The sequence below is a fragment of the Stenotrophomonas sp. STEN014 genome, assembly GCF_056760315.1.
Genome location: NZ_JBRREN010000001.1, coordinates 357,775 through 383,350, shown reverse-complemented (window position 1 = coordinate 383,350; position 25,576 = coordinate 357,775). Strand labels below are relative to the sequence as shown.

19 protein-coding genes and 1 riboswitch are annotated in these 25,576 nt (G+C 67.2%); of the genes, 6 read left to right on the top strand and 13 right to left on the bottom strand.

All coding sequences use genetic code 11. The annotated features are described in order from the left end of the window. Nucleotides 1-3 precede the first annotated feature (3 nt). The 5 genes from ACVOMC_RS01510 to ACVOMC_RS01490 form a co-directional block, all read right to left on the bottom strand. Nucleotides 4-1,098: an NADH:flavin oxidoreductase/NADH oxidase gene (locus tag ACVOMC_RS01510; protein ID WP_481522566.1), complete on the bottom strand. Its 1,095-nt coding sequence runs from the start codon at nt 1,096-1,098 to the stop codon at nt 4-6. A gap of 121 nt (nt 1,099-1,219) precedes the next feature. Then, nucleotides 1,220-2,077, bottom strand: a complete 858-nt coding sequence (locus tag ACVOMC_RS01505; protein WP_481522565.1) for an NAD-dependent protein deacetylase — start codon at nt 2,075-2,077, stop codon at nt 1,220-1,222. 13 nt (nt 2,078-2,090) lie between these two features. Continuing rightward, nucleotides 2,091-2,489, bottom strand: coding sequence for an acyl-CoA thioesterase (locus ACVOMC_RS01500; protein ID WP_481522564.1), 399 nt, complete (start codon nt 2,487-2,489; stop codon nt 2,091-2,093). A gap of 85 nt (nt 2,490-2,574) precedes the next feature. Then, complete coding sequence (locus ACVOMC_RS01495; protein ID WP_054660712.1) at nt 2,575-3,594, bottom strand: ribonucleotide-diphosphate reductase subunit beta; 1,020 nt, start codon at nt 3,592-3,594, stop codon at nt 2,575-2,577. Between the two features lie 117 nt (nt 3,595-3,711). Continuing rightward, on the bottom strand, nt 3,712-6,021 hold the full coding sequence (locus ACVOMC_RS01490) for a ribonucleoside-diphosphate reductase subunit alpha (RefSeq protein ID WP_481522717.1): 2,310 nt from the start codon (nt 6,019-6,021) through the stop codon (nt 3,712-3,714). A 268-nt stretch (nt 6,022-6,289) separates the two neighbouring features. Then, nucleotides 6,290-6,513: riboswitch (cobalamin riboswitch) on the bottom strand. A gap of 149 nt (nt 6,514-6,662) precedes the next feature. Between ACVOMC_RS01490 and ACVOMC_RS01485 the strand changes: the two genes are divergently transcribed. Next, nucleotides 6,663-8,510: a Na/Pi cotransporter family protein gene (locus ACVOMC_RS01485; protein WP_481522563.1), complete on the top strand. Its 1,848-nt coding sequence runs from the start codon at nt 6,663-6,665 to the stop codon at nt 8,508-8,510. Nucleotides 8,511-8,523: 13 nt separating this feature from the next. Here ACVOMC_RS01485 and ACVOMC_RS01480 read toward each other — a convergent pair whose 3' ends face one another. The 3 genes from ACVOMC_RS01480 to ACVOMC_RS01470 form a co-directional block, all read right to left on the bottom strand. Then, nucleotides 8,524-10,032: a VWA domain-containing protein gene (locus ACVOMC_RS01480; RefSeq protein WP_481522562.1), complete on the bottom strand. Its 1,509-nt coding sequence runs from the start codon at nt 10,030-10,032 to the stop codon at nt 8,524-8,526. 122 nt (nt 10,033-10,154) lie between these two features. Next, the gene (zapE, locus tag ACVOMC_RS01475; protein ID WP_054659800.1) at nt 10,155-11,249 is read right to left on the bottom strand and encodes a cell division protein ZapE; all 1,095 of its coding nucleotides are present in this window, start codon (nt 11,247-11,249) and stop codon (nt 10,155-10,157) included. A gap of 2 nt (nt 11,250-11,251) precedes the next feature. Further along, the gene (locus tag ACVOMC_RS01470; RefSeq protein ID WP_481522561.1) at nt 11,252-11,923 is read right to left on the bottom strand and encodes an alpha/beta hydrolase; all 672 of its coding nucleotides are present in this window, start codon (nt 11,921-11,923) and stop codon (nt 11,252-11,254) included. A gap of 64 nt (nt 11,924-11,987) precedes the next feature. On the opposite strand from ACVOMC_RS01470, the gene ACVOMC_RS01465 reads away from it, so the two are divergent. Beyond that, nucleotides 11,988-12,851, top strand: a complete 864-nt coding sequence (locus ACVOMC_RS01465; RefSeq protein ID WP_481522560.1) for an EamA family transporter — start codon at nt 11,988-11,990, stop codon at nt 12,849-12,851. A gap of 100 nt (nt 12,852-12,951) precedes the next feature. Here the strand turns inward: ACVOMC_RS01465 and ACVOMC_RS01460 are convergent, their stop codons facing one another. The 3 genes from ACVOMC_RS01460 to ACVOMC_RS01450 all read right to left on the bottom strand — a co-directional run bounded on the left by ACVOMC_RS01460 (nt 12,952) and on the right by ACVOMC_RS01450 (nt 16,074). After that, nucleotides 12,952-14,685: an ExeM/NucH family extracellular endonuclease gene (locus ACVOMC_RS01460; RefSeq protein WP_481522559.1), complete on the bottom strand. Its 1,734-nt coding sequence runs from the start codon at nt 14,683-14,685 to the stop codon at nt 12,952-12,954. Nucleotides 14,686-14,805: 120 nt separating this feature from the next. Then, nucleotides 14,806-15,324 carry a c-type cytochrome gene (locus tag ACVOMC_RS01455; RefSeq protein ID WP_057505510.1) on the bottom strand — a complete coding sequence of 173 codons (519 nt, stop codon included), beginning with the start codon at nt 15,322-15,324 and terminating at the stop codon, nt 14,806-14,808. Nucleotides 15,325-15,456: 132 nt separating this feature from the next. Then, a complete protein-coding gene (locus ACVOMC_RS01450; RefSeq protein ID WP_481522558.1) occupies nt 15,457-16,074 on the bottom strand; it encodes a TetR/AcrR family transcriptional regulator in 618 nt (205 codons plus the stop codon). A 145-nt stretch (nt 16,075-16,219) separates the two neighbouring features. On the opposite strand from ACVOMC_RS01450, the gene ACVOMC_RS01445 reads away from it, so the two are divergent. The 3 genes from ACVOMC_RS01445 (at nt 16,220) to ACVOMC_RS01435 (ending at nt 21,460) form a co-directional block, all read left to right on the top strand. Then, nucleotides 16,220-17,383 carry an isovaleryl-CoA dehydrogenase gene (locus tag ACVOMC_RS01445; RefSeq protein ID WP_481522557.1) on the top strand — a complete coding sequence of 388 codons (1,164 nt, stop codon included), beginning with the start codon at nt 16,220-16,222 and terminating at the stop codon, nt 17,381-17,383. A 105-nt stretch (nt 17,384-17,488) separates the two neighbouring features. Beyond that, nucleotides 17,489-19,099 carry a carboxyl transferase domain-containing protein gene (locus ACVOMC_RS01440; protein WP_481522556.1) on the top strand — a complete coding sequence of 537 codons (1,611 nt, stop codon included), beginning with the start codon at nt 17,489-17,491 and terminating at the stop codon, nt 19,097-19,099. Between the two features lie 390 nt (nt 19,100-19,489). Beyond that, nucleotides 19,490-21,460, top strand: a complete 1,971-nt coding sequence (locus ACVOMC_RS01435) for an acetyl/propionyl/methylcrotonyl-CoA carboxylase subunit alpha (protein WP_481522555.1) — start codon at nt 19,490-19,492, stop codon at nt 21,458-21,460. Nucleotides 21,461-21,476: 16 nt separating this feature from the next. On the opposite strand, the gene ACVOMC_RS01430 is transcribed toward ACVOMC_RS01435, so the two are convergent. Beyond that, nucleotides 21,477-22,643 carry a putative peptide maturation dehydrogenase gene (locus ACVOMC_RS01430; protein ID WP_481522554.1) on the bottom strand — a complete coding sequence of 389 codons (1,167 nt, stop codon included), beginning with the start codon at nt 22,641-22,643 and terminating at the stop codon, nt 21,477-21,479. A 76-nt stretch (nt 22,644-22,719) separates the two neighbouring features. Here ACVOMC_RS01430 and ACVOMC_RS01425 point away from each other — a divergent pair, with 76 nt between their 5' ends. Continuing rightward, entirely contained in the window at nt 22,720-23,022 is a 303-nt protein-coding gene (locus ACVOMC_RS01425; protein ID WP_054658123.1) for an NHLP-related RiPP peptide, read from the top strand. Here the strand turns inward: ACVOMC_RS01425 and ACVOMC_RS01420 are convergent. Next, nucleotides 22,983-25,556 (bottom strand): putative peptide modification system cyclase, encoded by a 2,574-nt coding sequence (locus ACVOMC_RS01420; RefSeq protein ID WP_481522553.1) that lies wholly within the window; start codon nt 25,554-25,556, stop codon nt 22,983-22,985. The two genes, ACVOMC_RS01425 and ACVOMC_RS01420, sit on opposite strands and share 40 nt — an antisense overlap. Nucleotides 25,557-25,576 lie beyond the last annotated feature (20 nt).

The window sequence follows — 25,576 nt, the reverse complement described above, 5'->3', positions numbered from 1 at the left end:
GCCTCACCCGAACACCCCGCGGGCACCGGCCGGCTCACAGCGCAGGTACTGCGGCGCCGGGACGACCTTGTCGCCCAGGGCGGCGGCGGCGTGCCACGGCCAACGCGGGTCGTAAAGGATGCCGCGGGCCAGCGCGATCGCGTCGGCCTGGCGCTCCTTGAGGATGGTCTCGGCCTGCTTTGGCTCGGTGATCAGCCCCACCGCGATCACCGGCATGCCCACCACGGCCTTGATCGCCGCGGCGAACGGCACCTGGTAGCCCGGGGCCACCGGAATCTGCTGCCGCCGGTCCAGACCGCCGCTGGAGACATGCAGGAACTGGCAGCCCCGGGCATCAAGCACCTGGGCCAATGCAATGCTCTGCGGCAGATCCCAGCCGCCGGCGACCCAGTCGGTGGCCGAGATCCGCACCCCCACACTGATCTTGTCCGAGACCGCTTCACGCACCGCATCGAACACCCGCACCAGCAGGCGCAGGCGGTTCTCCAGCGAGCCGCCGTATTCGTCCTCGCGCTGGTTGCTCAGCGGCGACAGGAACTGGTGCAGCAGGTAGCCGTGCGCGGCGTGGATCTCGATCAGGTCCAGCCCGATCCGCTCGGCGCGGCGGGCGGCGGCGACAAACGCGGCGACCACCGCCTCGATGCCGGCCTCATCGAGCGCCTGCGGGAGCGGATCGCTGTCCAGATAGCCACAGGCCGACGGGGCCTGCGTCTGCCAGCCATGGGGATCTTCCGGCGAGAGCGCCGCACCACCGTCCCACGGGCGCGCCGTGGAAGCCTTGCGCCCGGCATGGGCCAGCTGTATCCCGATCGGCATCGGCGACCACTGCCGCACCGAGGCCAGCACTGCCGCCAGCGCCGCTTCGGTGGCGTCATCCCACAGGCCCAGGTCGGCCCAGCTGATGCGTCCTTCCGGCAGCACCGCGGTGGCTTCCAGGATCAGCAGGCCGGCGCCGGACTGCGCCAGCTGGCCCAGATGCATGCGGTGCCAGTCGTTGGCCAGCCCGTCGGTGCTGGCGTACTGGCACATCGGGGCGATGACGATGCGGTTGGACAACGACAACGGGCCGAAGGTGATCGGCGAGAACAGCTGGCTCAAAACAGACTCACGGGCAGGAGAAAACGGGCGCTATTGCACTCCTGTGCGCGGCCGCGCACAACCACCGGGATGGATCACTGTTTCGCAAATTCCGTGTTCAGCCCGCTGGCGGGCGCCAGCCTCAGTGCCCGCCCGGCAACAGAAACGCCAGCGCCTGCGCGCAGGACGCATGGATCTTGAGTTCGAGCAGGTCGTCGGCGCGGGTGCGCCCCAGGTTGATCGCGGCCACCGGCAGTCCGGCGCGGGCCGCGGCCTGCACGAAACGGAAGCCCGAATAGACCATCAGCGAGGACCCGACCACCAGCACCGCATCGGCCTGGCGCAGGTGCGCGTGCACCGCCTCGACCCGCGCGCGCGGTACGTTCTCGCCGAAGAACACCACATCCGGCTTGAGAATGCCGCCGCAGCGCTCGCAGGCCGGCACCTGGAAACCGGAGAAATCCGTGTCCAGATCGGCATCGCCATCCGGCGCGGTACTGGCCTGGCGCACCTCCCAGCCGGGATTGGCCTCGCGCAGGCGCTGCTGCAGGTGTTCGCGTGTGGAGCGCGCCTGGCAGCCCATGCAGCACACCGCGTCCAGGCGCCCGTGCAGATCGATCACCGTCCGGCTGCCGGCACGCTGGTGCAGGCCGTCCACATTCTGGGTCAGCAGCAGCTCGACCCGGCCCTCGGCCTCCAGCGCCGCCAGTGCGTGATGGGTGGCGTTGGGCCGGGCCAGACCGATACGCGGCCAGCCCAGCAGGCTGCGCGCCCAGTAGCGCTGGCGCGTGGCCGGCTCGGCCATGAACGCGCGGTAGTCCACCGGCGGCGTGCGCTTCCACTGCCCGTCGGCATCGCGGTAGTCGGGAATGCCCGAATCGGTGCTGCAACCGGCACCGGTCAGCACCAGCAGGCGCCGGTGCCGGGCGATGAACGCCGCCAGCCCGGGGGCCGGTGAGGTGGCCGGGATTCCGGCCGGAACTGCCGATGCGCCGTCCACGTGTCCGGTCCGGTCAGCGCGGCAGCGCCGGCACCGCGGTCGGGTGGCCGTCATCGCCCAGCGCGATCATCACGAAGGTGCCCTTGGTGCACAGCTTGCGTTCGCCGCTGTGCAGGTCCTCGGTGACCAGCTCCACCTCCACGGTCATCGAGCTGCGCCCGACCCGCACCACCCGGCCGATGGTTTCCACCATCTGCCCGACCCGGATCGGCAGCTTGAAATCGACCTGGTCCGAACGCGCGGTCACCACCGTGTGGCGCGAATAGCGCGCGGCGGCCAGGAACGCGGCCTTGTCCATCCACGCCAGCGCCTGGCCACCGAACAGCGTGCCCATGTGGTTGGTGTGGTTGGGAAACACGATTTCCGCCATGCGGATCTCGGTGGGCGGGTTGGTGTCGGCAATCGGTGTCATGGCGATCCTGCAACGTACTGGCCCGCGGCGGCAGTGCCGCGGGCATCGGGGGAGAACCCGATTTTAAAACAGGCGATGTGACGGCTCAGAACGCCATGTCGAAGCTGACCTCGCCCTGCACCCCGACCTGGTAGGCCGAGGCGCGGCGCTCGAAGAAGTTGGTCAGCTCCTGCACGTCCTGCAGTTCCATGAACGGCAGCGGGTTGCGCACGTTGTACTTCTTCTCCATGCCCAGCTTGAGGAAGTGGTTGTCGGCGCAATGCTGCAGGTACTGGCGCATGTCACGGGTGGAGATGCCGGCCACACCGCCGGAGAGCACGTCTTCGGCGAACTGCACCTCGCACTCGATCGCCTCGGCCAGCATCGTGTAGACCTGCTGCTTCATTTCCTCGTCGAACAGGTCCGGCTCCTCCTCGCGCACGGTGCGTACGCATTCGAAGGCGAACTCCATGTGCGCGCTTTCATCGCGGAACACCCAGTTGGTGCCCGAGGCCAGCCCCGGCAGCAGCCCGCGCGAGCGGAAGTAGTACACGTAGGCGAACGCGGCAAAGAAGAACAGGCCTTCGATGCAGGCGGCAAAGCAGATCTGGTTGAGCAGGAACTGGCGGCGCTGGGCGCGGGTTTCGATGCGCTTGAGATCCTGGATCGAGTCGATCCACTTGAAGCAGAAATCGGCCTTGGTCTTGATCGCCGGGATGTTCTCCACCGCCGCGAACGCCTTGGCGCGCTCGTCCGGATCGGGCAGGTAGTTGTCCAGCAGGGTCAGGTAGAACTGCACGTGCAGCGCCTCCTCGTACAGCTGCCGCGACAGGTACATGCGCGCCTCGGGCGCGTTGAGGTGCTGGTACAGGTTCAGCACCAGGTTGTTGGAGACGATCGAATCGCCGGTGGCGAAGAATGCGACCAGGCGGTGGATCAGGTGGCGGTCGGCCGGCGACATCTTGCCGTGCAGGTCGCTGATGTCGATCTGGAAGTTGATCTCCTCCACCGTCCACGAGTTCTTGATCGCGTTGCGGTACATCTCGTAGAAGTGCGGGTAGCGCATCGGGCGCAGGGTCAGCTCGAAACCGGGGTCGAGCAGCATCTGGCGGGTGGTGTCGGACATGGAAACCTTCTCTCTATTTTTTTGCCGCTTTGCGGTGGAAGCAGGGGAAACGTGCACGCCGGCGCGGCCGTCAGCCGCGTGGCCGCCGCCCGGTCGCGGGCGGCGGTGCGAGCCGCCTTACTGGCAGGCCTCACAGCTTTCCGGGTTCTCCAGCGAGCAGGCCACCGCTTCGGCCGGTGCATAGCTGCTGACCGTGGTCTTGGCGATCCGGGTGGCCGGTCGCGAGCGCAGGTAGTAGGTGGTCTTGATGCCCTGCTTCCAGGCGTACATGTACATGGAGGACATCGCACCGATGTTCGGGCTTTCCATGAACAGGTTGAGCGAGGCGGACTGGTCGATGAAGGCGCCACGGTCGGCGGCCATATCGATCAGCGCGCGCATCGGCAGTTCCCAGGCGGTGCGGTACACCTGTCGCAGCGGCTCGGGGATCTGCGCCAGGTTCTGGATCGAGCCGTCGGCCAGCTTGATCGCATCGCGCATTTCCGCCGTCCACAGGCCCAGCTGCTTGAGCTCGTCCACCAGATAGCGGTTGACCTGCAGGAAGTCGCCGGACAGCGTTTCGCGCTTGAACAGGTTGGACACCTGCGGCTCCACGCATTCGTAGCAGCCGGCGATCGAGGCGATGGTCGCGGTCGGGGCGATGGCGATCAGCAGCGAGTTGCGCAGGCCGTGCTGCTGGATGCGCGCCCGCAGCGCGTCCCAGCGGGCCGCGTCCACCGGGGCGATGTTCCAGGCGTCGAACTGCAGCGCGCCACTGGCGGCACGGGTGTCGTTGAACGAGGGATGGCGGCCCCGCTCGATGGCCAGCTCGCACGAGGTCTCCAGCGCGTGGAAGTAGATCGTCTCGGCGATCTGCCGGGACAGCGCGCGGGCCTGCTCCGAGTCGAACGGCAGCCGCTTGCGGAAGAACACGTCCTGCAGACCCATGCAGCCCAGGCCCACCGGGCGCCAGCGCAGGTTGCCGCGGCGGGCGGTTTCGATCGGATAGAAATTCAGGTCGATCACGCGGTCGAGCTGGCGCACGGCCAGGCGGACGGTTTCGGCCAGCTTGTCGAAATCGAAGTCACCGTGCGCGTCGAAGTGGTTGCCCAAGTTGATCGAACCCAGGTTGCACACCGCGGTCTCCTCGTCGGAGGTGATCTCCAGGATCTCGGTGCACAGGTTGGACAGGTGGATCACATTGCCCGGGCGCAGGGTCTGGTTGCTGGCCTTGTTGCACTTGTCCTTGAACGTCATCCAGCCGTTGCCGGTCTCGGCCAGGGTGCGCATCATCCGGCCGTACAGCTTGCGCGCGGAAATGCGCTTGGCCGCCTTGCCCTGCGTTTCGGCCTGCACATAGGCGCGCTCGAACGCCTCGCCGTACAGGTCGGTCAGCTCCGGTACCACGCTCGGATCGAACAGCGACCATTCCTGGTCGGCTTCCACGCGGGCCATGAACAGGTCCGGCACCCAGTTGGCCAGGTTGAGGTTGTGGGTACGGCGCGACTCGTCACCGGCGTTGTCGCGCAGCTCGAGGAAATCCTCGATGTCGGCGTGCCAGGTTTCCAGATAGACGCAGGCCGCGCCCTTGCGCTTGCCGCCCTGGTTGACCGCCGCCACCGAGGAATCGAGCGTCTTCAGCCACGGCACGATGCCGTTGGAATGGCCGTTGGTGGAGCGGATCAGCGAGCCGCGCGAGCGCACCCGCGAGTAGCTCACGCCGATGCCGCCACTGAACTTGGACAGCTGCGCGATATCGCCGTACTTGGCGTAGATCGACTCGAGCGAATCGCGCGGCGAATCGAGCAGGAAGCACGAGGACAGCTGCTCGTGCACGGTGCCGGAATTGAACAGGGTCGGGCTGGACGGCAGGTAGTCCAGGCTGCCCATGCGCTGGTACAGCGCCAGCGCCTCGGGTACGTCCTCGCTCAACGCGCTGGCGATGCGCAGGAAGAACTGCTGCGGGGTCTCGATCACCTTGCGCGTGTGCGGATGGCGGAGCAGGTAGCGGTCATACAGCGTGCGCAGGCCGAAGTAGTCGAAGTTCAGGTCGTAATCGGGGTTGACCGCATCGTTGAGCTTGCGCGCGTTGATCTGCACGAAGCCCAGCAGCCGTTCGTTGATCAGGCCGACCTCGTGGCCGCGGGCGATGGACTGCGAGAACGCGTGGATCTCCTGCCCGGACACTTCCTTGGCGATGAAGCTGGCCAGCAGGCGCGCGGCCAGGCGGCCGTACTCGGGCTCCTCGCCGATCAGCAGTGCGGCGGTGCGGATCGACAGCTCGTCCAGCTCCTGGGTGGTGGCGCCGTTGTACAGGCCGGAGATGGTGCGGGTGGCCACACGCATCGGGTCGACCGCGTGCAGGCCCTCGCAGCAGCGCTGGATCGCACGCACGATCTTGTTCAGGTCTACCGGCTCGACCACACCGTTGCGCTTGGTCACGCTCATCGCGGTGGCGGTCGGCGGCGGGGTCAGCAGGAATTCGTCCGCCGTGGCGGGGGCGACGGCGGCGGGCGTTTCGGAAATGGTCACGGCGTTTCTCCATGCGTGATGCACGCGGCTCCCGTCCCTCGACAGGTGCGGGGCCGGCGGTTCCAGAGCATGGGGACGCGGTGTCGCACGGGCCGCGACGCGCGGACCGGCCAGGTCCACGTCACGGCTCGTGATGCACCGACCATCTCCCCCCGGAGATTCGCGCGGCCGGCACCGCGCGGTGTGCTTCGCGCGGCTGTCGGCAGGTCTTCGGACTCATGGGCGCGGAGGCGCAGGCCTCCTCCTTCTCCGCCGCTTCCCAAGGCCGGGCGGCCTCAGTGCTGTGTGGCGGGGTCGTTCCCAATTACCGCTGCGGGGCAGTGCTGGAATGGCCCGGACAGGCGTCACCAGCTTCCCTCTTAGTCCACCGGGTTGCTGCCCGGTGGAACCGACGCGCACAAGATACTGGGCAAAAGTGACAGCCGCAACACTAGATATTGTGAACAACCCTGTGCACAACCCGGCCGCAAGCTTGTCCCGCCACGGTTGTGGGGCATCGCCGGACGGCAGCATATTTTTCTCAAAGCTGGTTCAATCCCCGGCCCTTCCTGCGGGCCGTGGCCTTGAAACAGACGTTCAAATGGATCGCTGTGGCGGTGCTGGTGTTGCTGCTGGGCGCGTCGTTCCACTACAGCGGCGGCTGGCTGCAGCTGTGCGCGGGGCTGGCGCTGTTCCTGTTCGGCATGCAGTGCCTGGAACAGGGGCTCAAGGCGCTGGCCGGCGGCGGCATGGAGCGCCTGCTCGCGCGCAGCACCGCCACCCCGTTCAAGGGCCTGCTGTTCGGCGGCGGCGCCACCTTGCTGCTGCAATCGAGCACGCTGGTGTCGCTGCTGACCATCGCCTTTCTCGGCACCGGGCTGATCCAGCTCGGCGGCGCGATCGCGGTGCTGCTGGGCGCCAACCTCGGTGCCACCAGCGGCATCTGGCTGCTGGCGCTGGCCGGGCAGAACCTGAGCCTGTCGCCGCTGGCACTGCCGCTGCTGGTGTTCGGCGTGCTGGCCCGCTACACCGGTCCGCGCGGCATGGCGGCCGGGCAGCTGCTGGTCGGCATCGCCTTCATCTTCCTGGCCATCGACCAGATCAAGGACGGTTTCTCGGCGATGACCACCATCGAGCTGGGCCGCTATGCCGCCGATGGCTGGGCCGGCACGTTGCTGTTCGTGGCGGTGGGACTGGGGCTGACGGTGATCGTGCAGTCCTCGCATGCCACGCTGATGCTGACCCTGGCGGCGCTGTCGCAAGGCCAGCTGGAGCCGGCGCAGAGCCTGGCCATCGCCATCGGTTCCAACGTCGGCAGCAGCGTGTCCACCGCGGTGATGGGGTTCCTGGGCGGCAACCGCGCCGGGCAGCGGCTGGCGCTGGCGCATGTGCTGTTCAACGTCAGCACCGCGCTGGTGGCGCTGCTGGCCCTGCCGCTGCTGCAGTCGGCGGTGCTGTGGTTCACCGCCCGGGCCGGCATGGGCGACAACGCGCTGATCCAGCTGGCCCTGTTCCACACCCTGTTCAACGCGCTCGGCGTGGCCCTGTTCTGGCCATGGCAGGCGGGCTTTGCGCGGCTGCTGGAACGCTGGCTGCCCGACCGCCCGCAACCAGCCGGGCTGGTCGCGGAGATCGCACGGGGGCCGGCGGCCACGCGCCGCTCGCCGTACCTGAGCGACAGTGCGCTGCGCAGCGCCGACACCGCCACCCAGGCCTTCAGCCAGGAGCTGCGCCATCTGGGCCGGCTCAGCCTGGAGGTGATCGGCCAGGCCCTGTACTGCCCGCCAGACGAACTGGCGGCACCGCGCCACGACGACGTCGTGCTGCGCAGCCGCCTGCAGCAATCGACCCTGGACAGCGAGACGCTGTACCGCGAACACATCAAGCCGGTGTACGGCGAGCTGCTGCGTTTTGCCGGCCGGTTCGAACAACCGCTGGACGAGGTCCGCCAGCAGTGGTGGCGTGACGGCCAGGAGGCCGCCTCGCAGCTGGTCAAGGCGGTCAAGGACGCCCACCAGCTGCAGGCCAATCTCAAGCGCTATGCCGGCGCCACGGTGCAGCCGGGGAGTACCGCCAGCGCGGCGGCCAGCGCGTATCTGGAGCTGCGCCGGCAGCTGATCGATGCGCTGGCGTGGCTGGGGCAATCGGCTTCAGTGCCGGCCACAGCCGGGCACTGGCAGGCCCAGCGGCAGACCTTGCAGGCGCATCTCACCGCGTTCAAGGACGACTTCACCGCGCGGCTGTTCCGGGAGGTGCGTGAGGGCCGGCTCGACGGCGCCCAGCTCGGCTCGCTGGTCAACGATCTGGGCTATGCCCAGCGCATCGTCGGCAACCTGCACCAGGTGCTGGAGCTGTGCGACGGCCAGCGCCAGGGGCTGGCCTGGCGCGGGCGGGAGGAGGACGCCGCTACAGCCCCGGCACCCTGAGCGGACGGGCGGATCAGCGCGGGGCCGGCAGCTGCGCCAGTTCCTCGCGCACCAGCCGCACCACCAGCTGGTCCAGCGTGTCTACCGAATAGTTGGCCACCTCGTGCACAGTCTGGCTGCCCGGACCACTGCCCGGGTCGGCGGCGTCCTGGTAGGTGAGGAAGATGAAGCGGCCGCCGGTGTACTGGGCGATCTGCCGCTGCACGATCTCGCCGAGGGTGTCCTGGCCGGACGCGGCCACGCTCAACACCTTGATGCCCTTGCCCAGCGCGGCCAGCATGGTGGCGTCATAGCGGGGCGGCGGGTAGCCCATCTGCGGCGGCGCGTCGGCCAGCGCCACCAGCAGCCGGGTGGTGCCCGGGCCCCGCCAGCCCAGTGCCTGCACCGCATGGTCGAAGGCCTCGTTCATCGCCTCCGGGTAATCGCCGCCGCCGTGGGCACGCACGCCGTCGAGCACCTGCTGGAACGCGGCGACATTGCCGGTCAGGTCCCAGCTGCGCACGAAATACTCGTCACCACGATCGCGGTAGGTGACCAGCCCCAGGCAGATGTCCGGGCTGGACGGCAGCGTGCCGATCTGGCGCACGATGCCCTGCAGCGAGTGGCGCAGCTTGTCGATCTCATCGCCCATCGAACCGGTGGCATCGACCATGAACACCAGATCCAGCCGGGCCCGTGCCGGCGCCGGTGCATCGGCCAGCACCAGCTCCAGCACCTGCTTCTGGCCACGCCGCAACGGCGCGGTGACCTGCTTGCCACCACGCCGCACCGTCACCGTGTAATGACTGGAGTCGCGGTCATCGAAGGCGTTGGGATGCAGCCAGACCTGGCCACCGGCATCGGTGCGCGCCCACATCCGCGCGCCACCGGCCGAGCTGACCGCCACTTCGGCATCGGGCACCGGCCGGCCCTGGCCATCGACCACGCGCAGACGCTGGCGCACGCGGATATCGCGGCCCAGCGGCGCGGCGTGTTCATGGCGCTGCAGGAACTGCTGGAAGCTGCCGAAGTCGGCGTTGTCATCGACCACCCCGGCGGTGACCGGTATGGCCGGCTGCCGGCGTGGCGCGCGGACAGGCTGGGCGGCACTGCGGTACCGCTCCAGGGCCGGCTCCGCTGCCGCGCCCGTCGCCATCACCGGCAAGGGTGCCGCTGGCGGCGCCGGCGGTGACGGTGGCGGCGCCATGACAGCCTCCATTGCCGCGCCGGCATCGGCATCGGCCACCGCGCGGGTGCGCCGGCTGCCCGTCACGGTCAATTGCGGCGGCCGCCGCGGGCCGGGATCGGCCACCTCGCGCAGCAGCGGCGTGTCGCTGCAGACCGTGGCCGCCGGAGCGCGAAAGTTCGGGCGCGTCTGCCGCTCACGTTTGGGCGCGGGCGCCTGCAGTGCGGCTTCCGCAGTTGCCGCCGGTTCCGGCCATACCGGCTCGCCGGCAGTGGCCGGCAGACCCGCCAGCAGCGTCAACGCAAACGCCAGCGACTTCACCGGCAGCTGCCGTGCACTGCCTGTTGCCTGCTTCATGGGACCTCCGTACGCCTGTGGGCGGATTGGCCGCGCGGGGCGGCAGACGGAGACAGCAAACGCACGGGCAGGCGCAACGGGGTCAATCCCCGGACGCGCGGCCGCGCGTCCGGGGAGAGGGGTCAGTTGCGGTGTTCGGTGCCCAGGTACTCGGCGCTCTGCATTTCGATCAGACGGCTGGCGGTGCGCTCGAACGCCCCGGCCAGACGGGTGCCCGAATACAGCAGCGGCGGCGGGTCCTGCGCGGTGCAGACCAGGTTGACCTGGCGGTCGTACAGCTCGTCGATCAGGTTGACGAAGCGCCGTGCGGCATCCTCGTTCATGCGGTCGAAGTGCGGAATGCCGCCCAGCAGCACGGTGTTGAACTCGCGCGCGATCTCGATGTAGTCCGAGGGCCCGCGCGGGCCCTCGCACAGCGCGGCGAAATCGAACCAGACGATGCTCTTGCCGCGCCCACGCACCGGGATCTTGCGGCCTTCGATCTGGATGTTGCCGGCGCGTGCATCCTCGGCACCGGACAGCTCCTTCCAGCGGCCGCCCAGCCACGCATCGCTGTCGGCCGCCAGCGGCGCGCGGTACACCGGCGAACGGGTCAGCGCGCGCATCCGGTAGTCCTCGGTGCCTTCGGCGTACAGCTCCACGCAGTGCTTTTCCAGCAGCGCGATGGCCGGCAGGAAGCTCTCGCGCTGCAGCCCGTTGAGGTACAGGTTGGTCACCGCCGTGTTGGAGGTGGTCACCAGCGTCACGCCCTCGGCGAACAGCCGCTCCAGCAGCCGCGCCAGCAGCATCGCATCGCCGATGTCGGTGACGAAGAACTCGTCCAGCACCAGCACACGCAGCTGGCTGCGCCACTGCTGGGCGATCCTGGCCAGCGGATCGCTCTGGCCCTGGTGCTCGCGCAGCTGCTCGTGGATGCCACGCATGAAACGGTGGAAGTGGGTGCGGTACTTTTCCCGGATCGGCAGGCCGTCGTAGAACAGGTCCACCAGGAAGGTCTTGCCGCGGCCGACGCCGCCCCAGAAATACAGGCCCTTGACCGGCTCGGGCTTCTTCCAGAAGGCGGACAGGCGGTCCAGCCAGCCGTCCTGCGCCGAATCGACAATGGCCTCGTGGATGCGGTCCAGTTCGGCCAGGGCCGCATGCTGGGCCACGTCATCGCGCCAGTCGCTGCGGGCCACGCCGGCGGCGTAGCGCTGCGAGGGAGTCATGGCGTCCATGCTCAGTTGCTGTCGTCGGGCAGCCAGCGCCGCACTTCATGCTGGATCGCGCCGCGCAGGTCGATCAGCTTGCGATGGAAAAAATGCGAGGTGTCGGGCATGCGCACCAGTTGTGGCGGGTTCTCCAGCGACTCCAGCCACTGGTAGACGGCCTGGGCGTCGACCACCTCGTCGGCATCACCCTGCACCACCAGCCACTGGGCCGGCGGCTGCACCTGGCTGAAATCCCAGGTGCGACGCCCGACCGGCGGGGCGATCGAGATCAGGGCCTGCGGCTGCAGCGCACCGGTGGCCAGCAGCGAGACATAGGCACCGAAGCTGAAACCGGCCAGCCACAAGGCACTGTCCGGACGCTGGTTGCGCACCCAGTGGGCGACCGCACGCAAGTCATCGGTTTCGCCGACACCATTGTCGTAGGTCCCGGCCGAGGCGCCGACGCTGCGGAAATTGAAGCGCACCGTGGTGATACCCAGCTCGCGCAACGCGCGCGCGGCCATGGTCACCACCTTGTTGTGCATGCTGCCGCCTTCGATGGACAGCGGATGGCAGATGACGGCGATGACCGGGCGCGGCGTGACGTCGCCATCGGGCAGGTCGACGGCGACTTCCAGCGGCCCGGCCGGGCCTTCCAGGGTCAACGTCGCCGATTCGTGGGGAAATGGGGGCGTTTGCATGCGTCCATAATACCGGCCCCGCCCGGCGGCTTCACCGCCACGCCCTTCACGGTCGCCCCGTCCGATGCTTTTCCTGATGTTGAGTGTGATCTGCAGCGTGCTGGTTTCGGTGGTACTGAAACTGGCGCCGCGCCGCGGCATCGATATCGCCCAGGCGGTGACCTGGAACTATCTGGCGGCCAGCGGGCTGTCGCTGCTGGTGCTGCAGCCCTCGCTGCAATCGCTGCACAGCGCGCACACACCGTGGCCGGCGCTGCTGGGGCTGGCGGTGGCGCTGCCGGCCATTTTCCTGGTGCTGGCACGGGCGGTGCGCGAGGCCGGTATCGTCCGCAGCGATGTCGCCCAGCGGCTGTCGCTGCTGCTCTCGCTGGGCGCGGCATTCGTGCTGTTCGGCGAGCAGGCCAACAGCTGGAAGCTGGCCGGGCTGGCGCTGGGTCTGCTGGCGATCATCGGGGTCAGCGCGCGCAATGGTGGAACAACCAGCGCCACGCCTGCCAGCTGGCGCTGGCTGCTGGCGGTGTGGGCCGGTTTTGCGCTGATCGACATCCTGCTCAAACAGGTGGCCGCAGCCGGCACGCCCTCCACCGCGGCGCTGCTGGTCAGCTTCGCCATCGCCTTCGTACTGATGCTGGGCTGGCAGCTGCAGCGCCACCTCAGCGGTTCTTCGAAACTCACTGCCCGCAATTTCGGCTATGGGCTGCTGCTGGGCCTGCTCAACTTCGGCAACATCCTGTTTTACGTGCGTGCGCATCAGGCGCTGCCGCACAGCCCGGCGACGATCTTCGCCGGCATGAACATCGGCGTGGTAGGCCTGGGCACGCTGGTCGGTGTACTTGCCTTCGGTGAGCGCACCAGCGGCTGGAACCGCGCCGGTCTGGCGCTGGCGGTGGTGGCGATCGGGCTGATTACCCGCGGCACGCTGCAATAGGACACGCTGCAATGAAAACAGGCAGGTGCGGCAACGGCCGCGACCTGCCTGCCCGGGTTGTCTGCCCCGTCCGGGCAGGCGTGCGATCAGCTGCTGCGACTTACGGCTCGAAGCCCAGCAGCAGCGGGTCGTGGTCGGAACTGCGCCATGGGCCGGGCACATTGCGCCCCTGGTAGCCGGCCTCATCGGCCTCGTCGGCATTGATGTGCCATTCGGCAGCGCCCTTCAACCGCGCCGCCATGCCCGGGCTGAGCAGCGCGTGGTCCAGCCGCCCGCTGAGGCCGTTGTAGACGTAGCTGTAGGGCCGCTCCACGCCAGCCAGCGTGAAAGCATCCTGCCAGCCATCGGCTTTCAACTGGCGGATCGGGTCTTCCATCGCATAGGCGTTGAAGTCGCCCAGCAGCACCGCGTCACGGCTGCCGCTGCGCGTCGGATCGCCCTGCAGCCACTGGTGCAGCAGCCGCGACGAGGCGACGCGGGTGGCATTCCAGCAGCCCTGGCCATCGTTCTGGTCGGCATCGGCACCGCTGGCGCTGGAGCAGCCCTTGGACTTGAAGTGGTTGGCCACGACCACGAACGGTTTGCCGCTGCGACCCACGCGGAAAGCCTGGGCCAGCGGCACCCGGCTGCGTTCGCCGAACGGCTCGCGCTCCAGCACCGCCGGTTTGCCGAGCGGGCGCACCTTCGTGCTGCGGTAGATGATGCCGACGCGGATCGGATTGTCGCCCGGGCCGCGCCCGGCATCGACAAACGTCCAGTCACCGTCCCGGCCCTGGCCCTGGTTGAGCGCGCGCACCAGCTGGTCGATCGCCGAGCCCGGGCCGTAACCGTCATTTTCCAGCTCCATCAGCGCGGCGACGTCGGCACCCAGACCACGGATGGTGGCCACCAGCTTGGCCTGCTGCGCGGCCTGCTGTTCGGCGGTCTTGGCGCCGCGCAGGGTCGGATAGCCACCGCCCTTGCCGTCCCCGTTGAAATAGTTCTCCAGATTGAACGCGGCGATGCGCACACCGCCCGGCACGGTCGGTGCCTGGGGTGGACGCCGCACCTCATCTAGCGTCAGCGGTGCGGTCAGCTGCAGGCGGTAGTCGCCATCAAAGCGCTGGTCGACAACACCCTGCACCTCCCGCAGCTGCATGCCGGTCCGCAGCAGCAGGGCCTGCGGCAGATAGGCCACCGTGCCCGGATCCCGCTGGCTGCTGGCATCGTCCAGCCGCAGCCGGCGGCGCGCGTTGTCGGCGATCACCGCGGCCTGCTCCGGGCTGCCGGCGGCGGCCACTTCGCTGGGCTGCCACAGGCGGCCACCGAAGGCGGCGGTGAGTTCGCCGAAACGCTGCAGGCCGTCCTGCCCGGCCAGTGTCAACGGCGCGGTGATGCGGACCTGCATCCCCTCCAGCGCTTCCCAGCTGACCGGCGCATCGTCGATCAAGGTGACCGCCGGCGCCGCACGCGCGGCCAGCGCCACTACCGTGTCGGCCTGCAGGGTGGTCAGCGACGGGCCGTCCTTGCCGGCAGCCTGCTCCTGCACGGTGCCGCGAAGGCGCAGCCACTGCCCGGCCTGGACCTGCTGGCCGTCCGGCAGGCGCACGAACAGCGCGTCGGAGGTCGCCGCATCGCCATCCCCGGCATCCTGCACAAACACTCCACCCAGGCCGTCACGCATGTCGGCGGTAACCATCGCCTCGACCGTCACCGGCTTGCCTTCATAAGGGCTGCGCCCGCCGCTGCCCTGCACCGTACCGACAGGCAACACACTGGCCGGGGACGCAGCCAAAACCGGACCGGCACCTGCCGCAGCCAGGGCCAGGGCGAGTAGCGAAGGAAAACAGCGCATGGACGACTCCAAAGAAAAGCGCAACAGGGATACGGAAAACAGAAGCGCCGCCCTGGAAAGGCGGCGCTGGATATTCTGCAGCAATGCGGCCGGTTGCCCGCTGCCGAATATGGCGGCTTGCTACTTCAGGTTGGCGAGCATCCAGTCCACCGTCGCATGGATCTGCTCTTCGCTCAGGCCCGCATTGCCGCCCTTGGGCGGCATGATGCCGCCGTTCGGGCCGGTGTAGCCCTCGATGGCGTGCTTGTACAGCGTTTCCTTGCCCTGGGCGATGCGCGCGTCCCAGTGCGCGTGGTCCAGCGTTGGCGCCATGCCCACGCCGTTGGTGTGGCAGGCGGTACACAGGTTGTCGTAGATGACCTTGCCATCCAGGGTGCCGCCATATGCGCCACTGGCCATTGCCGCCGCTGTGGCCGCCGCCGCGGCGGCGGCCTGCGCCGCGGCGCCGGTGCTGCCGGCATATACCGCGCCGATCGGCGCGATGCGCTGTTCGGTGCGTTTGGTCGCCTGCGGGGAGACTTCACCGGGAATCGTGCGATGCAGGAAAAAAGCGAAAACAATCAAACCGATCGTGACGATGGCCAGAAAACCGATCACGATGGAAAAGCGCTTCAGAAACTCTAGGTCGTAATTCCGCACGTCTCATCACCCCGGGCGAGTAGTCGGTGGACCAGCAGTTGCCGGGCGAGTATAGACCAGCGTCCGCTACCGCCCGCAACGGGTGAACGTGCGTGCGGGCGTGTGGCGATGCAGCATCCGGCGCGCGTGGAATTACGCCTGCAGGCGGGCGCCGGCGGCACGCAGACACAGCGCGCTGATCGCCGTCACCAGATGTTCGCCATCGCGCAGGCCCTCGCGGCTGGGTGCGGTCGGCCCGACCAGCGCCTCGGTGAACGCCCCGACGATGCAAGCCGCGCTCACATCCAGATCCTGCGCAGGCAGCTCGCCGCTACGCACGCCGTCTTCCAGGATGCGCTTGAACACATCGCCGAACAGCCGCCGGCAGCGGATACGCTCGGCTTCCACGTCCGGGTCCACCGGCTCGGCAATGAAGGCATAGGCCAGCCCGGGACCGGCCATGGCGCGGCGCACGAACGAGGCCACCGCCCGTTGCAGCCGCCGCGCTGCCGGCAGGGGCTCATCAGCAATGGCCTCGAGGATCTCCAACTCGTGCTCCACGGCCGCGGTCAGCACCTCGACGAACAGTTCGGCCTTGGACGGAAAGTGGCGGTAGATCAGGCCGGTGGATACGCCGGCCTCGGCCGCCACGGCGGTGATCGGCGCGTTGCGGTAGCCGCCGGCAGCGACCAGTCGCCGGGCGGCCGCCAGGATCGCCTCGCGGTTGCCGGCGAGGCGCTTTTCCATACGTTCCGAGCGTTTGTAGGCCATGGAATGATTCTATGTTCAATTTTTGAATTTGTATTCACTTCTTTGCACGGACCCGTTAGGCTGCGCGCAAACGCCCGTGCTGACGGCCTCTCCCGTCATCCCCACCCCGGAGCGCCCCTCGCCAAGCAGTTCTGGAGCCGCCCCCATGCATATCCCCTCCCTGTCCTTCGATCTCGGCGAAGAGATCGACATGCTGCGCGAAAGCGTGGCGCAGTTTGCCGCGGCACATATCGCGCCGCTGGCCGCCGACGCCGACGCGACCAACCATTTTCCCAACCAGCTCTGGCGCCAGCTCGGCGAGCAGGGCCTGCTGGGCATGACCGTGGAAGAGCAGTACGGCGGCAGCGGCATGGGCTATCTGGCGCACGTGGTGGCGATGGAAGAAATCTCACGCGCTTCGGGTGGCATCGGCCTGTCCTACGGCGCGCATTCCAACCTGTGCCTCAACCAGCTGCGCAAGAACGCCAGCGAGGCGCAGAAGCACAGGTACCTGCCCAAGCTGTGCAGCGGCGAACACGTCGGCGCCTTGGCGATGAGCGAACCGGGCGCCGGCTCGGACGTGGTGTCGATGAAGCTGCGCGCCGAGCTGCGCGGCGACCACTACCTGCTCAACGGCAACAAGATGTGGATCACCAACGGCCCCGATGCCGATGTGCTGGTGGTCTATGCCAAAACCGACCCGGACGCCGGTTCGCGCGGCATCACCGCCTTCATCATCGAGAAGGGCATGAAGGGCTTCTCCACCGCGCAGAAGCTGGACAAGCTCGGCATGCGTTCGTCCAACACCTGCGAACTGGTGTTCCAGGATTGCGAAGTGCCGGTCGAGAACGTGCTCGGCGAGGTCGGCGGCGGCGTGAAAGTGCTGATGTCCGGGCTGGACTACGAACGCGTGGTGCTCTCCGGCGGCCCGCTGGGCCTGATGGCCGCGGCACTGGATGTGGTGCTGCCGTACGTGCACGAGCGCAAGCAGTTCGGCGAGGCGATCGGCACGTTCCAGCTGATCCAGGCCAAGCTGGCCGACATGTACGTCGGCTTCAACGCCTGCCGCGCCTATGTGTACGCGGTGGCCAAGGCCTGCGACCAGGGCCGGACCACACGCCAGGACGCGGCCGGCGCGATCCTGTATTCGGCCGAGAAGGCCACCTGGGCCGCGGGTGAGGCGATCCAGATCCTCGGCGGCAACGGCTACATCAACGAGTACCCGGCCGGACGTTTGTGGCGCGACGCCAAACTGTACGAGATCGGCGCCGGCACTTCGGAGATCCGCCGCATGCTGATCGGCCGCGAACTGTTCCAGCGCACGGCGTGATGGCGCTTGATCGCCTTCCCCGGAAACCGGTGAAGCGATTCGAACACCATACCCTCGCGCCCAGGCGGCAACCGACATGCTCCATGCACCCTCAGGATTCCGGCCATGACCGTACTCACCTCCCAGCTGCAACCCGGCAGTGACAGCTTCGAAGCCAATCGCGCCGCGATGCAGGCCCAGGTCGATGATCTGCGCGCCACCCTGACGGCCACCGCCCGCGGCGGCAGCGATGCGGCGCGGGCCAAACACACCGCGCGCGGCAAGCTGCTGGTGCGTGAGCGGATCGATGCCCTGGTCGATCCCGGCAGCGCGTTTCTCGAGATCGCGCCGCTGGCCGCCCATGGCATGTACGACGATCCGGTGCCCGGCGCCGGCATGGTCGCCGGCATCGGCCGCGTCTCCGGCGTGGAATGCCTGATCGTGGCCAACGACGCCACGGTCAAGGGCGGCACCTACTACCCGGTGACGGTGAAGAAGCATCTGCGCGCGCAGGAAATCGCCCAGCAGAACCGTCTGCCCTGCATCTACCTGGTCGACTCCGGCGGCGCCTTCCTGCCGCTGCAGGATGAGGTCTTCCCCGATCGCGATCACTTCGGCCGCATCTTCTACAACCAGGCCAATCTGTCGGCGCAGGGCATCCCGCAGATCGCCTGCGTGATGGGCAGCTGCACCGCCGGCGGCGCGTATGTGCCGGCGATGAGCGATGAGACCGTCATCGTCAAGGAACAGGGCACCATCTTCCTCGGGGGCCCACCGCTGGTGAAGGCGGCCACCGGCGAAGTGGTCAGCGCCGAAGAACTGGGGGGCGCCGACGTGCACACACGCATTTCCGGCGTGGCCGACCACATGGCCCACAACGACCTGCAGGCGCTGGCGCGGGTGCGCGCGATCATCGCCAACCTCAACTGGCGCAAGCCCGAACCGGGCGTTGCGCTGCAGCCCAGCGAAGAGCCACTGTTCGATGCGCACGAGCTGTACGGTGTGATTCCCGCCGACACCCGCAAGCCTTATGACGTGCGCGAGGTGATCGCACGCATCGTCGACGGCTCGCGCCTGGACGAATTCAAGCCGCGCTACGGCAACACCCTGGTCACCGGTTTTGCCCATGTGCATGGCCATCCGGTTGGGATCATCGCCAACAACGGCATCCTGTTCTCGGAGTCGGCGCTGAAGGGGGCGCACTTCATCGAGCTGTGCTGCCAGCGCAACATTCCGCTGCTGTTCCTGCAGAACATCACCGGCTTCATGGTCGGCCGCAAATACGAGCACGGCGGCATCGCCAAGGACGGGGCCAAGCTGGTGATGGCGGTGGCCAACGCACGCGTACCCAAGTACACGGTGGTGATCGGCGGCTCGTTCGGTGCCGGCAACTACGGCATGTGCGGCCGCGCCTATTCCCCCCACTTCCTGTGGATGTGGCCGAACGCGCGCATCGGCGTGATGGGCGGCGAACAGGCGGCCAGCGTGCTGGCCACGGTCAAGCGCGACGGCATCGAGGCCAAGGGCGGTGCGTGGTCGGCCGAAGAAGAAGACACGTTCAAGCAGCCGATCCGCGACCAGTTCGAGCAGCAGGGCCATCCGTATTACGCCAGTGCGCGGTTGTGGGACGACGGGGTGATCGATCCGGCGGATACGCGGCGGGTGCTTGGGTTGGCCTTGGCTGCCAGTCTCAATGCGCCCGTGCAGGACACGCGGTTTGGCGTGTTCCGGATGTGATTGGCATGATTGCCGCTCTGACAGCAACAGCAAGGGCTTTCACTCCCCTCCGGGGATCGAGTTACTTTTCTTTGCTTGTGCAAAGAAAAGATAACCAAAAGAAGCGCCTGTTCAACAGCCGAATGGCTGGTCAAGCACACCCTGCCTTCGCGCCCACACCGCTGCGCGGCGCGGGTCCACTCCGCCGGCAGGATTTTTCGACGAGACGTCCCTGTCTCGTCGAAAAACGACGCACTTCCTTGTGCGCCGCCCCTTCTGGGTCTTGTCTGCCGGCTCCGTCGCTACGGAAGGGGCCCCTAAGATCAAAGTCAAAGGCCAGAGCAAAGCTCGGCCCCGCAACTTCCGCTCTTCGCAGCAATTCCATCGCCTCGGCACTCAACGGATAAAGTCATGTTCAACAAGATCCTGATCGCCAATCGCGGTGAAATCGCCTGCCGCGTCATCGCCACCTGCCGGCGTCTTGGCATCGCTACCGTCGCGGTGTATTCGGATGCCGATCGCAATGCGCGGCACGTGCGGCTGGCTGACGAGGCTATCCATATTGGTGCCGCGCCGGCTGCCGAGAGCTATCTGCGCGCCGAGGTCATTCTCGAAGCAGCGCGTCGTAGAGGTGCGCAAGCTATCCACCCTGGTTATGGCTTCCTGTCCGAGAATGCTGGCTTCGCGCGTGCCTGTGATGCTGCTGGCATCGTGTTCATTGGACCGCCGGCCAGCGCCATCGATGCGATGGGCGACAAGAGTTCGGCCAAGGCCTTGATGCAAACTGCCAACGTGCCACTGACGCCGGGCTATCATGGTGAGCGTCAGGAACCGGAGTTCCTGCGCGCGCAGGCCGATTCGATTGGTTATCCGGTGCTGATCAAGGCCAGCGCTGGCGGTGGCGGCAAGGGCATGCGCAAGGTCGAGGCCAGTGCCGACTTCGAAGCGGCGTTGGCCAGCTGCCAGCGCGAGGCGCAGGCGGCGTTCGGCAATGCCCACGTGCTGGTGGAGAAGTACGTCGAGCGGCCGCGCCATATCGAGATCCAGGTGTTTGGCGACAGCCACGGCAACGTGGTCTATCTTTTCGAACGCGACTGCTCGGTGCAGCGCCGTCACCAGAAGGTGCTGGAAGAAGCGCCCGCGCCCGGCATGACGCCCGAACGTCGCACCGCCATGGGCAAGGCCGCCACTGATGCCGCACGTGCGGTGGGCTATGTCGGTGCTGGCACGGTGGAGTTCATTGCCGGCCCGGATGGCGATTTCTATTTCATGGAAATGAACACCCGCCTGCAGGTCGAGCATCCGGTCACCGAGCTGATCACCGGCACCGACCTGGTCGAATGGCAGCTGCGCGTAGCCGCAGGCAAGCCGCTGCCGAAGACCCAGCAACAGCTGCAGATCTGCGGCCACGCGATCGAGGCGCGCCTGTACGCCGAGGATGCCGACCGCGGCTTCCTGCCCTCCACCGGCACCTTGCGTCATCTGCGTCTGCCGCAGCCCAGCGCCAATGTCCGCATTGATGCCGGTGTGGAACAAGGTGATGCCATCACCCCGTACTACGACCCGATGATCGCCAAGCTGATCGTCTGGGATGCGGACCGCGACCGCGCGCTGCAGCGCATGCAACATGCACTGGCGCAATGCCAGGTGGTGGGCGTCACCACCAATGCGGCCTTCCTGCGCCGGCTGGTGATGACCGGTTCGTTCCAGCACGCCAACCTGGATACCGCACTGATAGAACGCGAGCACGCTGCGCTGGATATCCAGCACAGCGCTGCAACCGTGGCAGATTGGGCGCTGGCGGCGGTACTGGCTTGCAACGACGCGGCCGCTGCGACGAACGACACCTCCCCGTGGGCCATCAACGATGGCTGGCGCATCACCGGTCCAGCCGCGCGTTCGCTCCTCATGGAACATCTGCAGCAGCAACAGACGCTGCAGGTGCGCAGGCAGCCCTATGGCTGGCAGGTACAGGTCGGCGACGCGCTGGTTCACGTCATCGGCAGTGCGTACGGCAACGGTTACGCCCTGCAGGTCGGCGACCGCCTCTATCGCGGGAACGTGCTACGTGATGGCAATGTGCTGCACGTATTGGGCGAGGAACGGCAACAGCGCTTCATCCTGCACGATCCGGTCGCCGAGGCCGACAGTGCCGGCGACCCGGGTGGCAGTCTGCTCGCGCCGATGCCCGGGCGCGTGGTGACACTGCTGGTCGAACCCGGCAGCACCGTCAGCCGTGGCACGCCGCTGCTGGTGATGGAGGCCATGAAGATGGAGCACACCCTGCAGGCGCCGTCCAACGGCACCGTGCATGGCTTCCGCGCCAAGGCAGGGGATCAGGTTGGAGATGGCGCGGTGCTGGTGGATTTCGAAGCCGGTTGAGCGCCGCGCGACCGCCTCATGCGGTGGTCGCGGGCCACACCGCGTTGCCCGGATCAAATTCGGTAATGCGCAATGCCGGTCTGCGCCGACCGAAGCCGCAGACCGCGATCACACCGGAGGTGAGGGCATCCAGGCCGAACATCTGTTCAATCTGGTGTTCGTTGACCGCTGCCGTGACGAAGGCCCCCAGGTCCATTTCCGTCGCCGACAGATACAAGGTCTGCGACAGATGCCCCGCGTCCAGCACCAGTGCCCGGTAAGCCTTGGTGTGATTGCGGTACTTCCAGAAACTGCGGCGATAGGTGGCGACCAGCGCAACCATCACCGGCGCATTGGAAAACCAATGCTGGCCGGCCACCATCGTTGTCGCCAGCTGATCCAGTGGCAGCTCGGGCGACGGGAGGCGCGAAAGCGAATGGCTGTCGGCCAGGTAGCGGTACAGGCCCGGCGGCACGCCTTCGACCTGCTGCACCAGCAGATAGGCATCAGTGGCATGCAGACCACCACCGGACGGGCTGCTGCGCTTCAGGAAGCGCAACCCCGGCGCAGGTTCCACAACATGCGTCGCGGCGAAGACGCGCTCCATCAGGGTCTGGAACGCCGACAAGGGCAGCGGCTCGCCGGAGAAGTTCCGGCAGGTCACCCGGCGACGCAGTACGGCATCGAATTCCGTAGCCACGCCAGGACCGAGCCGAAGATCAATTGGCGGCTGCGGTTCGGGGCGCGGCGTGCCGAAATGGCCGACCAGGCCGGCGATGGTATTGGTCCCGTTGCGCTCCATGTCAGCGGCGCTGTCGATCTGCGACCAGCGACCACGCGCAGCATACGCTGCTGCCAATGGCCACCAGTTCGCCTCACGCAACCGCTCGTCCGCTTCTCGGTGCTGCCGCCAGGCTGGCTCTGCGGCATCGCTCACCAGCAACCCGGTATCCAGCAGCGCCTGAAGCTGCTCCGGTGCAAGGCTCAACGTGTCTGCCCGACTCCATCGACTGGGGCTGCACTGGCCCAGTGTCTGCACCATCCAGTCCGCAACGTCCACCGCGCCTTCGCTCAAGTGCGGGGCCAGCGCACGCCATGAACGACGGCGTTCCAACCCGTCGCCGCCACCGAGAAGTACCGCCAGACTGAAGCTGGCGCTTTCCAGCGGCTCGAAGAACAGAACGCTACAACGCCTTACTTCCATAACGCCCCACTTGATGCCTTACGATTCATGCCGCTACTCACTTCGACCTGCAACACCCACCTCACTGGAAGACTCCATGACCAACGCTGATCACGCCCCCCTTCCCCATGACGTCGCCGACCAGTTGCTGCAGCAGCTTTCCACCAACGATGCCTTCCGCGAGGCATTCGCCAACGATGCCCGGGCGGCGCTGACGTCGCTCGGCTATACCCCTCCTGCCGGCGCCACGCCCTACTGCCTGACCGTGGAGAAACTCGCCAGCAAGGAGGAATTCGCACAGGCACGGGGACAGCTGATGGAACACCTGACCTCGGCGGTGGGCCTGACGGTGATCTTCTGCTACGAGGCTGGCCGGATCAACGAAGCGGTCGGCAGCTGAGGCGCTGGAGCCTGGGCGCGGGGGAGCGATGCAGACTCCCCCCGCAACTTCCCGGCAGCCTCCAGAACGTCGCTGACGTTCAGCGGCTGCAGTAGCTGGCTTCCATTGAACTCCACGTAGGCCCGGCCCAGGTTCTCCGACAGCCACGCACGGTGGATGCGTGCCGACCGGGCATCCCCCATCGCGTCGAACGCAGCGGCCAGCTCCACCCGGACCTGCACCGCCTCGGTGCCATCCAGTAGCGGAGAAAGCAGTCTCACGGATTCCTCCGGACGCCCCTCCAGCCGTGCCTGTGTGGCATTTACCAGCCGCCGCATCCACGCCAGGTTGAACGGCCCATCCAGCTCGGACAGGCGTGGCAACGCATCCAACCCGCGGCGACTGGATGCGGTAAAGCCCGAGCGTTGTGCCAGATGGATAGCGACAAGTGCCCTGAACAGTGCGTTCTGCCGTCCTCTGACATTGCCCGTTCCCCGCGCATAGTTCACCGATTCATCTCGCAGCGACGCCAGGGTTGCCGCCGAGCTGCCGGCATCGCTGGCCAGCATTCTCGTCATCTGTTCCAGCAACTTGAACTGGACCACGTGGTCGGGGCCGTACTGCGTGGATAGCTGTGACGCCTGCTCGGCTTCGGCCACGGCCTGTGCCCGCTGCGAGCGGCTCAAGGCCACACTGATCCGGTCCATGGAGGCATAGAGGCTGGAGGGATTGCCCGGCGCCGGCCTGATCTGCTCGAGCAGCTTCTGCGCTTCATCCAGCCGCCCCAGGACCGCAAGTGCGTTGCCGCTGTAGCGCAACGGCTTGCCGCCGCCTTCGCTTTCGGCCTCACGGAACGTCTGTAGCGCCTGTTCGGCCTTGCCCAGCGCCAGCTGGATGCGGCCGACATGATCCAGCGGCACCGCACGCATCGGGTCCTGCGGGACCGCCGCCGCCTGCGCGAAGGGCAACGCCTCTTCGAACCGGTTCTCCACGATCAGGTACCAGGACGTATTGGACGGACCTGCGAAGTAGTCCGGATACATCGTCGCCAGCAGCTTCCACTGTGGCAAGGGCGATGCGGCCGAACGCAATTCGTGCTGCCAGGCCTCCAGATACATCTGATCGCGCGGCGGCAGCCGGTCACGATGGGACAGCGCGGCATCAAGTTGAGCCAAAGCAGGTGCTTCATCCAATCCGGACCAGTAGATGCGCGCCAGACCCATGTTCGCCAGCGCGAAATCGGGATCGATTTCCAGAGCCTTCTTGTACAGATTCTCGGCCAGCACGTAGTCGCGTACGGCCATCGCCTTCAGGGCCAGCGCATAGGCGCGCAAGGCTTCCAGGTTGGAAGTGGTCACTTCCGGGAGCGGCTCGGAGTCACGCGCCAGCGCCAGGCTGGGCTCACCCAGGCGGGTACGCAGGCGCCCGCTCACGGTGTCCACCGAGGCCAACAATGAATTCACGCCACGGCCTTCGGCGTACAGCGAATCCAGTGTGCGGCCATCTGCGGGATTGATGATCTCTACCGTGAAGCGGAACCGGTTGCCGATTTCATCCACCCGGGCCATGAGCACCGCCCGTGCACCATCGCGGATGGCCACTTCCGAGGCGACCCGTGCGGTCATCGCCTGGTCCGCATCCAGCTGCATCAACCCCAGCGTTTTTTGTACCTGCAGCTCGCTCAGCACGTTGACGAAACGGGACTGCTCCAGACTGATGCGGAACGCCTGCTCGATCGAGTCATCCAGCAGGGATTCCCCGGTCAGATTGCGTACCCCCCCTACAAGCACCCAGTTGCGCTCGGCGAAGGCAATGGCAGGTTCCGGCCGCACAATTACCCACGCGGCAATCAGCAGTCCCAACAGCAGTACCGCTTCCGTCACCAGCGCCAGCGGACGGCGCCAGAGGGGCAACTCCCGCCACGCCTTTTCCGAACCCGGCGGCATGCGCAACGGCGCGCGGCCCTCCCTGCCGACCTCGAATACCTCCTGGGCGCTTGGCATCCCCTTGAAATGCCAATGTCCGTGCGACTTCCACTTCAGTCTGGCACCCCGGTCATCCAGTTCGCGCTGGGCACTGCGCATCATCGATTCGGCTGCCGCCGACAGCAGGATCTGTCCCGGCCGCGCCAAAGCCATCAGCCTTGCCGCCATCGGTTTGGCCAGCCCCTCCACTTCCAGGGATTTGGCACCGGCGGCCACAGCCTCCTCGCTGTTGTGCCAGGACAGCACATAGCCCACGTGCATACCCAGCCGAGCGCGCAGCGGCAACTTCTTTTCCTTGCCAAGACGATCCAGGACGTCCAAGTAATCCAGGGCGAACCCCAGGCCGTCCACCGGTGCATTGAACAGCAGGAACATGCCATCGGAGCGGTCAATCAAACGGCCGTTCCAGCGCCGCAGCAACTGCATGACCTGGGCATCAAGTGTGCGGAACAGATCGGCGGCGGCGTTGTCGCCGATCCGCTCGACCAGCGCCACCGAGTCGCACAGGTCGGTCAGGACCAGCGTCTTGAACTGGCGGCTGGACTGCAGGCTTTCAGGAACCTCTTCCACGTCACCGCTCCACGTGACCG